The organism is Maribacter sp. Asnod2-G09 (genome assembly GCF_045063795.1).
In the GTDB taxonomy this organism is placed as follows: domain Bacteria; phylum Bacteroidota; class Bacteroidia; order Flavobacteriales; family Flavobacteriaceae; genus Maribacter.
This window is the reverse complement of the sequence record NZ_JBEFOA010000005.1, coordinates 828,989-841,426: the sequence shown is the minus strand read 5'-3', so window position 1 is coordinate 841,426 and position 12,438 is coordinate 828,989. Positions and strand designations below refer to the sequence as shown.

At 34.9% G+C, this 12,438-nt stretch carries 10 protein-coding genes; 2 read left to right on the top strand and 8 right to left on the bottom strand.

Going from position 1 to position 12,438, the window contains the following annotated elements; all coding sequences use genetic code 11:
- The gene (locus tag ACJJVT_RS15605) at nucleotides 1-3,603 is read left to right on the top strand and encodes an ABC transporter permease/M1 family aminopeptidase (RefSeq protein WP_405399943.1); all 3,603 of its coding nucleotides are present in this window, start codon (nucleotides 1-3) and stop codon (nucleotides 3,601-3,603) included.
- Between the two features lie 133 nt (nucleotides 3,604-3,736).
- Here ACJJVT_RS15605 and ACJJVT_RS15600 read toward each other — a convergent pair whose 3' ends face one another.
- From ACJJVT_RS15600 to hemA, 8 genes are all read right to left on the bottom strand, one after another.
- Nucleotides 3,737-4,513: a PhzF family phenazine biosynthesis protein gene (locus tag ACJJVT_RS15600; RefSeq protein ID WP_405401050.1), complete on the bottom strand. Its 777-nt coding sequence runs from the start codon at nucleotides 4,511-4,513 to the stop codon at nucleotides 3,737-3,739.
- Nucleotides 4,514-4,629: 116 nt separating this feature from the next.
- A complete protein-coding gene (locus tag ACJJVT_RS15595; RefSeq protein ID WP_405399942.1) occupies nucleotides 4,630-5,574 on the bottom strand; it encodes a DUF4421 family protein in 945 nt (314 codons plus the stop codon).
- On the bottom strand, nucleotides 5,565-6,467 hold the full coding sequence (gene hemF, locus ACJJVT_RS15590; RefSeq protein WP_405399940.1) for an oxygen-dependent coproporphyrinogen oxidase: 903 nt from the start codon (nucleotides 6,465-6,467) through the stop codon (nucleotides 5,565-5,567). The genes ACJJVT_RS15595 and hemF overlap by 10 nt, the downstream gene beginning before the upstream one ends.
- Nucleotides 6,457-6,999 (bottom strand): GNAT family N-acetyltransferase, encoded by a 543-nt coding sequence (locus tag ACJJVT_RS15585; protein ID WP_405399939.1) that lies wholly within the window; start codon nucleotides 6,997-6,999, stop codon nucleotides 6,457-6,459. Before ACJJVT_RS15585 ends, hemF begins: the two co-directional genes overlap by 11 nt.
- 49 nt (nucleotides 7,000-7,048) lie before the next feature.
- A complete protein-coding gene (gene hemE, locus ACJJVT_RS15580) occupies nucleotides 7,049-8,080 on the bottom strand; it encodes a uroporphyrinogen decarboxylase (protein ID WP_405399938.1) in 1,032 nt (343 codons plus the stop codon).
- Nucleotides 8,081-8,117: 37 nt separating this feature from the next.
- Nucleotides 8,118-8,474: a four helix bundle protein gene (locus tag ACJJVT_RS15575; RefSeq protein ID WP_405399937.1), complete on the bottom strand. Its 357-nt coding sequence runs from the start codon at nucleotides 8,472-8,474 to the stop codon at nucleotides 8,118-8,120.
- A 44-nt stretch (nucleotides 8,475-8,518) separates the two neighbouring features.
- On the bottom strand, nucleotides 8,519-10,099 hold the full coding sequence (hemC, locus tag ACJJVT_RS15570) for a hydroxymethylbilane synthase (RefSeq protein WP_405399934.1): 1,581 nt from the start codon (nucleotides 10,097-10,099) through the stop codon (nucleotides 8,519-8,521).
- Nucleotides 10,096-11,352: a glutamyl-tRNA reductase gene (hemA, locus tag ACJJVT_RS15565; RefSeq protein ID WP_405399932.1), complete on the bottom strand. Its 1,257-nt coding sequence runs from the start codon at nucleotides 11,350-11,352 to the stop codon at nucleotides 10,096-10,098. Before hemA ends, hemC begins: the two co-directional genes overlap by 4 nt.
- Before the next feature lie 192 nt (nucleotides 11,353-11,544).
- On the opposite strand from hemA, the gene ACJJVT_RS15560 reads away from it, so the two are divergent.
- On the top strand, nucleotides 11,545-12,435 hold the full coding sequence (locus tag ACJJVT_RS15560) for a helix-turn-helix transcriptional regulator (protein ID WP_405399930.1): 891 nt from the start codon (nucleotides 11,545-11,547) through the stop codon (nucleotides 12,433-12,435).
- The last annotated feature ends 3 nt before the right edge of the window (nucleotides 12,436-12,438 follow it).

Below are 12,438 nucleotides of genomic sequence, written 5' to 3'. Positions count from 1 at the left end.
ATGAAAGAAATATTCTTATTTGAGCTAAAGTATAGGCTTAGACGACCGGTCACTTATATCTACATATTTATTATGTTTCTAATACCCTTACTTCTTGCGGTATTTGATAAATCTAACACGGCACAGTTTACCAATAGTCCTAATAACATTGTAGGTGTATTCGGAGTGCTAAGTATATTGGCATTGTTTTTTTATGCTGCTATAATGGGAGTACCTGTATATAGAGATGAAGAGCACAAAACCGCGCAGACCTATTTTTCTTTTCCAATATCAGAAAAAAATTATATTCTAGGTCGTTTTTGGGGAAGCTTTACTATTGTTACTATAATGAATTTGGCAGCCATGTTTGGTGCAATGTTTGGATATGTTCTTGGTGTAATTTTAGATCGACCTGATTATGGCACCTACACCGATTTTAATTTTTGGTCTTACTTTTTTCCGTTTGTATATTTTTTAATGTTTAATGCTTTTTTAGTAGGAAGTATCTTCTTTTGCTTGATGACCTTTTTTAAGCGCATGTCCATATTGTATTTAGGGGGTATTTTACTTTTGATTATTACTACGGTAGCAAGTCAATTAATGGTATCATTAGATACGCAATGGCTAAGTGTCTACGTAGATCCTTTTGGTGAATCTGCTTATGGATATTTAACTAAATACTGGTCGGTATCAGAGTTAAATACAACCCAGTTGGCGCTGACAGGTAAATTTATGCTTAATAGGCTTTTATGGTTGAGTGTCGGTATTATTATCTTCATATTTACCCTATTAAAATTTTCTTACAAAGGCTTTTTAACTTCTAGTAAAAAGAAAAGTAATAAAGAAAACGATGATGTTTATGAAGTCTCTGAAACAGTAAATGTAAAGCAGAGTTTTAGTAAAAAAGCACAAAGAGAGAACTTGTGGTCATTAAGTAAGATAGAATTTTTATCAGTTATCAGAGAGACTGTATTTCTGGTTTTAATAGTAATTGCCGTAATATCTGCTATTTTTTCAACTTATCAAATTAATCAGATTGAAGGTACGCCTTCATTGCCATTAACAAGGTTTATGGTTGAAAATAATGGTAGCATTTTATTAGTATTCTCTATAATTATTCTAATTATTTATGCTGGTGAAGCCGTGCATAGAACGCGTAAAAATAAAACATTTGAGTTTTATGATGCCTTACCTGTAACCAACTCAACACTTTATTTGTCAAAAATAGTTTCTCTTATAGGGGTTGCTTTATTACTAGCATTGCTAAATATAGTTGTAGGTATTTTATACCAAATAGGTAACGGTTATTTTAATTTTGAGTTAGGTATGTATTTGACTTATAGTCTTACAGATACATTTCCTTTCTATTTAGCTATCGTGTTATTGGCATTCTTTATTCACGTTTTGGTGAACAATAAATTTTTAGGTCATTTTTTAGTTGTTATTATATACTTCGGTTTGCCAATAATCTTAGGGCTTGCGTTTAGAAGTAATAATCCTTTATTGATATTTGGACGAACAACATCTAGCTTTTTAAGTGATTTAAACGGATTTGGACATTATTTAACAGGGCAATTTTGGTTGAGTTTTTATTGGATACTTTTTACTGCAATTTTAGCAAGCATTGGAGTTGTTTTATGGAATAGAGGTTTCTATTCTTCTATGAAAGAAAGATTTAAAATTGCCAAAGAAAGGTTCAGGGGAAAGACACTGACTTATACATTATTATTTGTTTTTGCATTCTTTACAGTAGGGGCTTATAGTTATTATAACCTTAAAGTTTTGAATAATTTACAAAATGGAGATTATTGGGAAGAGCTTAATGCAGAAGCGGAAAAAAAGTATACTAGGTTTATAGATAAGCCGCATATTGAGATAATAGATTTAAAAGCTAATGTGGATATTTTTCCAGAGACCCGTGGGGTAGATGCAAAGGGAGATTTTACCGTAATTAATCCTTCTATAGTACCTATTGATACTGTAATGATGGAGGTTAGATTTCCTATTTCAGATACAAAGATTACGAATGTTATTTATAATGGAAACGAAATTAAACCTGTAGTAAGCGACAGTGTTAATCGTTTATTTCTGTATAAACTACCAGAACCCTTGCAACCAAAAGATACAGCTAACTTAATTATAGAAACAAAAGCACGTACTCATGGCTTTGCAATGGGCAGAGAAACTGATATTTTAGGAAATGGAACTTTTTTTAATGACGGCATATTTCCTTCATTTCATTATGAAAGAAAACTGATAGAAAACGGAGTGCGAACAAAATATGGTTTAAAAGAACTGGATTTTATCTTACCTCCAAGAACGGATAGTGTGGCAGTAAGGAAAAACGGATTTAATGAGGATAGTCACTTTATGAATTTTGAAGCTACCGTTAGTACTGTAAAAGGACAAATAGCAGTTGCGCCAGGAATTCTGACCGAAAAATGGGATCATGACGACAGAAGCTATTATAATTATAAGATGGAAGAGAAGTCTGATTATTTTTTCAGTTTTGTCTCAGCTGATTATGAGATCGAAAAAGATACTTGGATAGCGCCTAGCGGTAAAAAAGTGAATATAGAGATTTATCATTCTCCAAAACATAAAAATAACTTAGAGCACTTTATCAAAGGGGTAAAGGTGTCTTTAGATTATAATTCCAATAACTTTTATGAATATCCTTATTCGGTAGTAAGAATTATTGAGTTTCCGGCACATACCATTTTTGCTCAGTCATTTGCGACTACCATACCTTTTTCTGAAGATTTTGGGTTCGTGGCAGATTATTCCAATTTAGAAAGTTTAAATCATGCTTTCAGTACAACGTCTCATGAAATTGCCCATCAGTGGTGGGGTCATATTGTAACGCCTAGTAATACTTCTGGCTCAAACATTATTTCAGAAACCTTGGCAGAGTACGTTTCGTTAATGACCATGAAACAAGAATATGGCGAAAATGGAATTAAAGCATTCTTAAAACCCTCTTTAGATATATATTTAACTAGAAGGTCATTCAGCTTTAAACCTGAACGCCCATTAATTGATGTAGAGACCGCTCAGCATATTTGGTATCAAAAAGGTTCTATGATCATGTATGATTTACAAGATGTTATTGGCGAGGATGTCATAAATGCCGGACTCAAGAAGTTTTTAAATGAGTACAAGTATTTTGAAAAAGGGGTATACCCAACTTCTGAAGATTTTTACAAAGCAATTTATAATGTTACTCCAGATTCCTTAAAATACAAGGTTGATGACGGTTTCAAAGAGATAGTTCTTTATGAAAATCGTGTGATGGATGCTAAAACCAAAAAGCTAGATAATGGCAAATGGGAAACCACTTTCACAGTAAATTCTAAGAAGATTTATTATGATGATACGGGTAAAGAAAAACTGATTGATGATAAAAAGAACTTGGTAGATGTAGGGCTCTTTGGAGAAGATATCACCGGTGATGATGGGGTAACTATCAAGAACCCATTTTATTTTGAATTAAAGTGGCTTTCTGCAGGTGATAATACATTTACTATCGTTACTGATGAAAAACCATTAAAAGCGGGTATTGATCCGTATAACAAGTTGATCGATCGTAATTCTGATGATAATCTAGAAACGGTAGAAGAGTAGTTTTTTCAAATTAGTTAAGAAGAGTTCAAGTATAAACCTGTTCGTTAATGGCAATTGTCATAAAGCGGACAGGTTTTTACTTTTCGATAACTTTTATAAGCCGTTGTATTGGTTAAATAGAGTGATAAAGATTCTATATTTCTATTTCGCCAATTAAGTAACAAACTCCATTACCCGATATTTTTACGCGGTCTCCATGATATTCACATTCTAAATCACCACCACGTTCAGATAGTTGTTTGGCGGTCATTATTTTCTTATTCAATTTCTCTGACCAATACGGTGTTAAAGTAGTATGCGCAGAACCGGTAACAGGATCTTCTGGAATACCGCATTGCGGTGCAAAAAAGCGTGAGACAAAATCTACATCGTTGCCTTTTGCCGAAACAATAAGCCCTCTACAATCTAATTCATTCAATAAATGAAAATTAGGTTCTATGGATTCTATTGCTTCCTGAGATTCATAAATAAGCATATAGTCGGTCTTGCCCTTGAATGTTTCCAACGGTTGTTTTCCTACAGCTTTTGATATGTTGATTTGTTCTGAAACTGCAATTAAATCATCCGTAGGGAAATCCATAGTTAATAATCCCGATTCACTTTTTTGGACTAACAACTCTCCGCTTCTTGGGGAAATAAACCGTAAGGTATTTTCATTGTAACCGTAGTAATTATAGAGTGTAAAGGCAGTTGCAAGGGTAGCGTGCCCACATAAGTCCACTTCTATCTCTGGGGTAAACCAACGTAGCTCATAATGATTAGTATTCTTCACCGCAAAAGCTGTTTCAGCCAAATTATTCTCAGCAGCTATCTTTTGCATTAAATCGGTTTCTAACCATTTTTCAAGAATACAAACTGCAGCCGGATTGCCGCCAAATAACTTAGAGGTGAAGGCGTCTATTTGATATATTTTTGCTTCATGTAATTGAGATTTATTCGATAATCTAGATGATAATGCTTCGAGTCTTGACTATAAAGTTACAGTTATTCTCAAACGATTGCATCAATTGATTGCTCTGACTTTGATTATTCTAGTCCGAATTTACGACTTATCTCATCAGCTTTTTGAATCCATTTCTTGGGTGCATCAAATCGATAGCCTACATAAAACTCAAGAAAGCTTATGGAGTCGTCTAAAATGAAATTCTCATCAGATGTGTGACTTAATAGTTGTGTATTGATATTTATGCCACTAAAGAAATTTTCTGAGTTATAACCTCCTGTCATTCTAAAAATCAGTTGTGCTAAACCATTAAACGAAGAATTTCCATCTGTGCTAGAATAGTTAAAACCTAATCCGCCAGTTGCACCAGCAGAAACGAGGTAGTTTTCATCGAAAATCCAGTTGTAATAATACCCGGGACCAATAGCAACCTTTAAAGATTTTTCCAATTGATTATCGATTATAGGATCTTCTAGCCTAAACTTGGTGTAGTAATATGATATACTTGGAATAAAGCTACCTACACTTTGCTTTTGCCATTCATTCTGAAACCCGATAGCACGAAACGAAAAATCAGGATTAAAAATATAACTAGAGGTGCCTCCGATTTTAAATGTTCTTAAATCATCTACAGGCAACGTAAATTCAGATGTTCTAGTGAAGAATCCCTTTTGCTTGTAGATATCTAAGGTCTGCATGTATTGACCGAAAAATGTTCGAATATTGAAGGTGATTAGTTTAGAATCTCCGTTGTCTTTATTCTCGGCGAGAAAGTTAGGTGCATAGCCAAAATCAACCTCTAAAAAGCGAAATAGAACGGATAGCCCTAAATAACTTTTATCGTTGGGTATAAACTCGGTTTTTGCACGTGTTATCTTATCTCTAAGAGTAAAACTATTAGAAGTGGTCTGTAAAGACAACCGAACAGTTACCTTATCAGGAAAAGCTTCTTTGTAATGTGAATTTTGAGCAATACTTACTTGTGTAAAGCATAGCATAATCCAAAATAGAATGATTCTTACACCCATTCTTTTGGTTTCATCAATACGTCAAGTAAACGCTCTTCTTCACTGCCCTTTTCTGGGTGATGGTCATAGACCCATTGTACATGTGGCGGCAAGCTCATTAATATACTTTCTATTCGACCGTTTGTCTTTAAACCGAATAGCGTACCCTTGTCATGAACTAGATTGAATTCTACATATCTACCTCTTCTAATCTCTTGCCAGTCCCTTTGTTCCTTAGTGTATTCTAAATCTTTTCTTTTTATAACGATTGGTACATAACAATCTAAAAAGCTATTACCCACTTCGGTTACGAAGTTATACCAGTCTTGCATGTCCATCTCAGGAGTTGCTTTGCAATAGTCGAAAAATAGACCACCTAGTCCGCGAGCTTCGTTTCTATGGGTGTTCCAGAAATACTCATCGCAACGTTTTTTATAGGTGTCGTAGAATGTAGGATTATGTTTATCGCAAGCTGTTTTGCAAACTTCATGAAAATGAACGGCATCTTCGTCAAATAAGTAATACGGAGTCAAGTCTTGACCGCCACCAAACCATTGATCTACAATTTCGCCGTCTTTACCATACATTTCAAAATAACGCCAGTTGGCATGAACTGTAGGTACCATCGGATTCTTTGGATGCAATACTAAACTTAATCCGCAGGCAAAAAAATTAGCATCTTCTACTCCAAAATATGCCTTCATACTATCCGGAAGCTCTCCATGTACTCCGGATATGTTTACGCCACCTTTTTCAAAAACTGCTCCGTTTTCAATAACTCTGGTACGACCACCACCTCCTTCTGGGCGTACCCAAATGTCTTCTTTAAAAGTAGCTGTACCGTCCACTTCTTCTAATTTTGAAGTAATAGTATCTTGAAGTTGTTCTATGTAAGCGTAAAATTTATCTTTCATTCTGTAAAACATAAAGTTCCATATCTAACGGGTCTTCGTTAGGCGGAGTGTGTTCTTTCAATAGTGTCTCTTTCCAAAGATAACCACAATTTTCTGCTACCTTAATACTACCAAGGTTAGATTTATGAGCTATGATTCTAAGTCGCTGTAGGTGTTGTTCGTTAAAGCCCCATTCTGATATGGTTTTGACTGCTTGTGTGGCAAAACCTTTATTGTTGAGGTCGTAGGATATGCAATAGGCAATTTCAGCTATTTTTGCTGCTCGTTTGAGTTCTTTTAAATAAACCAGCCCTATAATTTTTCTGTTTTCTGGTTCTTTAAGTGTGAATAGGTACTCTTTGCCAGATAGAAAATCAGATACTTTTTCAAGTACAAAAATACTGGATAAGGTCGGATTAAGATTTGCAGCTACCGTTTTAGGAAAGTATCTTTTTATATGGTCTGCATTGGCAGATATAAAATCGCACAAACGCCATCCATCTCTCTCTGAAATCGGATTAATTTCGAAATCTGGTAGTTGAAATGAATTCATTATGCGATTATTATATCGGCTACTTTAAAGCTTTTTGAACCTGTTAGGGTTAATCTTGCTTGTATTCTTTTACAGCATCAATAAATGCCTTGGCATTTTCAACAGGAACATTTGGTAGAATACCATGGCCTAAATTAACCACGTAACTGTCTTTACCAAATTCATTAATCATTTGGTGTACCATCTTCTTGATTTCAGAAGGCGGAGACAACAAACGAGATGGATCAAAGTTACCTTGAAGGGTAATTTTGCCACCACTTAAATAACGGGCATTTCTAGCAGAACAGGTCCAGTCGACACCTAATGCAGAAGCGCCTGATTTTGCCATATCACCTAGTGCGAACCAACATCCTTTTCCAAATACAATAACCGGAGCTTCATCTTTTAAAGCATCGATAATTTGCTGAATGTATTGCCATGAGAATTCTTGATAATCGGTAGGCGATAACATGCCGCCCCAAGAATCAAATACTTGAACCGCATCTACGCCTGCAGCAACTTTTGCTTTTAAATATGCAATGGTTGTATCTGTAATTTTCTGAAGTAATTCGTGTGCAACAACGGGTTGGGTAAAGCATAACTCTTTAGCCTTATCAAACGTTTTACTTCCTTGACCTTGTACACAGTAGCATAAAATCGTCCAAGGGGATCCTGCAAAACCGATTAATGGAACTTCGTCGTTCAATTTTTCTTTAGTTGCTTTTATAGCTTCCATTACGTAACCTAATGTTTCGTGAACATCTGGTACAATAACACTGTCTAAATCTTTTTGACTACGAATAGGGTTCGGTAAATACGGACCAAAATTCGGCTTCATCTCCACATGAATGTTCATTGCCTGTGGAATTACCAATATATCACTAAACAATATAGCGGCATCCATACCGTATCTACGAATAGGTTGAACCGTAATCTCTGATGCCAATTCTGGAGTCTGACATCTGGTAAAGAAGTCATATTTTTCTTTGATGGCCATGAATTCAGGTAAATATCTACCTGCTTGACGCATCATCCATACTGGTGGTCTTTCTACCGTTTCACCTTTTAAGGCTTTTAGAAATAAGTCGTTTTTTAAGCTCATATTCTTGTAATAGCTTTTAGCTGCTAGCCCTTGGCTTTTAGCTATTTTTTATTTTACTAATTAGACTATTAATCATTTTAGATTCTATTGAAATCAAGTCAAAAATGGATTTCAATTCTTCGCTATCTAAAAATTTCAATTCTTCTGATATTATTAATTGAGTTTCTACTTCAAAAAGAGAACCTAGTGCAATCTCTAAAAATCTTTTAAATTCAACTTCACTATTTCGGCTGCATCCTTCTGCAATATTAGAAGGAACTGATACTGCTGCTCTTGAAAGTTGACTTTTAAGTCCGAATTTTTCTTCGCTTGGCAACTTTTGAGCTAAACTATAAACATGCTTGACGATGGTGATTCCATTTTTCCATATTTCAAGCTTTTTAAAGTCCCTCATAATTTATTAAAAAAAGCCAATGGCTAGCAGCCAACAGCCAACAGCTAATCCTTATAATCTGCATTCACCAACTCAATAACACTTTCTACAGTAGGTATTTTGGCAACTTTAACTTCTTTAAAATGTTCCCTAGCTGCTTTTGCAGTGGTTTCACCAATACAATATGCTACTCTGTCTGTAGAATTCTCTTTTAAATAGCTTTCTACGTTCGACGGACTAAAAAATAGAATCCCTTTTGCACTTTTTGGTATTGCTTTACCTGAAAGTTTAGTTCGGTAAGCTTCTATAGCATTAACTTCAATATTGTTTTCCTCTAAAATACTTGGTAGTTCTTCTAAACTTAGATTGCCATGAAAATAGGTAACCTCGGTACCATCAATAAACTCCACTAAATGGTTGGCTAAATCTTTTGCATTATTTTCATAATGTGTCACCTTACCGAAAGTGTTTTTTATTAATCTTCGTGTTTTTCTGCCAACACAATAGATGTTTTCAAAGTCTAACTCAGCAACATCTCTACTTGCCAATACTGCTTCTACCGCATTTTTACTGGTGAAAACAACATTTTTATGAGGCTGTTTTAAGATAATAGGAGAAATACGATTCGGATTAATTTTTATAAAATCATCTGAATCGGCATTCACAGATATGTTTAATAGCAACTGTTGTGGCGGAGTCAATTTTTTGGTTGAAAAAACGTTGACTTCTAATCCGGCATTTGCCAGTTCGGTCATTAATCGTTTACCACCTCTGGCTAAAATACTTTTCGCACAGTCGATACCTAAATTTTGATGCTTACCAAGTGGTGCGGTCAATTCTGCTTCCAGTTTTTTACTTCCATCAACATTCAATAAAACACCTTTTAGGGTAACTATATTTTCTTTATTGATATATGATAATGCTCCAATCGGTGCACTACAACCACCTTCTAATTCTCTAAGAAATTCTCTTTCTAAACTTACACAGGTATCCGTTTCTTCATGGTTTAGTTGTGCGCATGCTTCACGAATTTCTTCATCTTCTTCCATAGCAACTACCATGATAGCACCTTGTGCAGGGGCAGGTAACATCCAAGTAAGTCCGATTGTGTTTTCTGGTTCTAAACCAATGCGTTCTAATCCGGCAGCAGCGAAAATTGCACCGTTCCATTCATTTTCGTACAGTTTTTCTAAACGTCTATTGACATTCCCTCTTAAATCTACAACCGTATGTGTTGGGTATCTATTTAGCCATTGTGCTTGTCTACGCAAGCTACCTGTAGCAATTACACCATCGCGAGAACCTAAGAATTCTTCATTGTCTTTAAACGCCATAATGTCCATGTAATTACCGCGTTTTAAAACAGCAGCTTTTACAATACCTTCTGGCAAGGCAGTCGGTACATCTTTCATAGAATGAACGGCAATATCAATATCACCATTGATCATGGCAACATCTAATGTTTTGGTAAACACGCCCGTAATTCCTAATTCGTATAGGGGTTTGTCTAAAATTAGGTCTCCCGTAGATTTCACAGGGACTAATTTTACTTTATGACCTAATGCTTGAAGTTGTTTTTTTACGGTATTTGCTTGCCATAGGGCTAATTCACTATCGCGTGTGCCTAATCGTATTACTTTACTCATTTTTCGTCCAATTCTAATTGAAATACTTTTTGGATAAATTCTAAACTTGAATTGGAATCTACCGTGTCATCTTTTAGATGATTTGCAAATTGTTTGGTTATTTTTTGAATGATGCGATTGGTTACTACATCAGCTTGGTGCGAATTAAAATCGACCGTTTTTTTAGATTGGTAGTCTAACTCTTCGTCCTTAATAGTTTTCAATTTCTGCTTTAGCGCCTTAATTACTGGGGCAAATTTTCTAGTTTCTAACCATTGGTTAAAATCATTTTTCACCTCTTCGTTTATAGCCTCTGCATCTGGAATAAATTGCTTTCTGCGCTCTAAGGTTTCATCGGTCATTTGAGATAAATGATCTAAATGAATTACCGTAACATTGTCCATTTCTGAAATAGAATCATCGACGTTCTTTGGTACGGAAAGATCTAATATCAATAATGGTTTGTTCGTATAGATTAATTCTTTGGTAATCGTAGGTTTTTGTGCACCTGTTGCAACTACCAAAATATCTGAAGTTCTTATTTCTGATTGTAAATCGCCATAATCTTTCACCTTTAGGTTGAACTTACCTGCTATTTGCTCAGCTTTATCTTTAGTTCTATTTATTAAGGTGATATGCGGATTTTTAGTGTGCTTTATTAAATTCTCGCACGTATTACGACCAATTTTTCCGGTTCCGAATAAAAGAATATTCTTGTCGGTAACATTGTCAACATTACGCATAATGTATTGCACAGATGCGAATGCAACAGATGTTGCGCCAGATGAAATTTCAGTTTCATTCTTTATACGCTTGCTCGCTTGTATTATGCTATTACAAAGTCTTTCAATAAACGGATTGGCAATACCCAATTCTTTAGAACGCTTAAAACTTTGCTTTAATTGACTGATGATTTCAAAATCGCCTAGTATCTGGCTATCCAATCCTGTACCTACTCTGAAGAGGTGATTGATAGCTTCTTTATTTTTGTACACATATGCTACCTCTTGAAACGCCTCAACGGTTCCGTTAGAATGGTCGCATAATAATTTTATAAGTTGAAAAGGATGTTGCGCAAAGCCATGTAACTCTGTACGGTTACATGTTGATGTTGCCAATAACCCATCAATGCCCTGTTCTTTAGCTTGTACTAAAAGTGATTTTACAGCCACTTCGTCTAAACTAAATTTACCACGAGCCTCAGCATCAGCCTTTTTGTAGTTAAGACCAATGGTGTAAAATGAGTTATGTTTAGAAATGTGATAGTCCTTCATAAAGCGGATACAAAAATATGAGCATCCATCCAATAAAAACAACGCTAGCGGTACAATTAGTATCGTCTGCCGAATTTTTAGTCAAAATATGATAAATATCAGTTTATTAGCCATAATTTTATGATGGTTTCAACGAATAAGGACTATTTTATTTAGATGCTTTCTAAATAGATATAAAATATATTTAAGAAAATGGATGTAAAAAGTAACGCTCAAGGGTCATACGACGAAGTTTTAATTGAAGACGGATTTTACGTACTCAAATTTCAGAATGAGGAAGATGTTGCTATGCAGTACACCCGTGAAATCAACAAGCGATTTATTCAGATTCATTTTTGTTTAAAGGGTAGTGGTAGCTATAACTTTAATCAAGGTAATTATAGTTTAGATGTCAAAGAAGAGAATTCTTTGTTGCTGTATAACACGCAGTTAGACTTGCCTTTGAATTTAAGTCTTAGTCCAAAATCATCGTTAGTTTCTGTGGTAATGACCTTGCGAAAGTTTCATTCTTTATTCACTGCAGAGGCAGATTATATTCCGTTTTTAAGCTCAGATAACAAGGAGAAAAAGTACTATTCTCAAGAACCATTTTCACCTTCGATAGCAGTTATTTTGAGTCAGATTGTGAACTATAATTTACATCCTTCTATAAAATCGCTTTATGTAAAAGGTAAGATTTACGAGTTGATAGCCTTGTACTTTAATAGGAGCCCCAATGCAGATATTGAACAATGCCCATATTTAGCAGATGAGGAAAATGTGAAAAAGATTAAAAAAGCTAAAGAAATCATATTAGCTAACATGGCAGAGCCACCAACTTTGGCTGAGCTGTCAAGTGAAATAGGTTTGAGTTTAAAACGCCTGAAAGAAGGATTTAAGCAAATTTATGGTGATTCGGTCTACAGCTTTTTATTTGATCATAAGATGGAATATGCAAAGCGTCTTTTAGAAACCGGTCAGTATAATGTCAATGAAATCGGACTCAAAGTAGGGTATAGTACCTCTAGTCATTTTATAGCGGCGTTCAAGAAGAAGTATAATACGACACCTAAAAAATACTTATTAGCGTTAGCAGGTAGTTAGAAA

Excerpts from the sequence above, each read along its gene's own strand:
- ACJJVT_RS15595 (WP_405399942.1), bottom strand. The coding sequence starts at position 5,574 with ATGGGTGTAAGAATCATTCTATTTTGGATTATGCTATGCTTTACACAA.
- hemC (WP_405399934.1), bottom strand. The coding sequence starts at position 10,099 with ATGAGTAAAGTAATACGATTAGGCACACGCGATAGTGAATTAGCCCTA.
- ACJJVT_RS15585 (WP_405399939.1), bottom strand. The coding sequence starts at position 6,999 with ATGAATTCATTTCAACTACCAGATTTCGAAATTAATCCGATTTCAGAG.
- ACJJVT_RS15560 (WP_405399930.1), top strand. The coding sequence starts at position 11,545 with ATGGATGTAAAAAGTAACGCTCAAGGGTCATACGACGAAGTTTTAATT.
- hemF (WP_405399940.1), bottom strand. The coding sequence starts at position 6,467 with ATGAAAGATAAATTTTACGCTTACATAGAACAACTTCAAGATACTATT.
- hemE (WP_405399938.1), bottom strand. The coding sequence starts at position 8,080 with ATGAGCTTAAAAAACGACTTATTTCTAAAAGCCTTAAAAGGTGAAACG.
- ACJJVT_RS15575 (WP_405399937.1), bottom strand. The coding sequence starts at position 8,474 with ATGAGGGACTTTAAAAAGCTTGAAATATGGAAAAATGGAATCACCATC.
- hemA (WP_405399932.1), bottom strand. The coding sequence starts at position 11,352 with ATGAAGGACTATCACATTTCTAAACATAACTCATTTTACACCATTGGT.
- ACJJVT_RS15605 (WP_405399943.1), top strand. The coding sequence starts at position 1 with ATGAAAGAAATATTCTTATTTGAGCTAAAGTATAGGCTTAGACGACCG.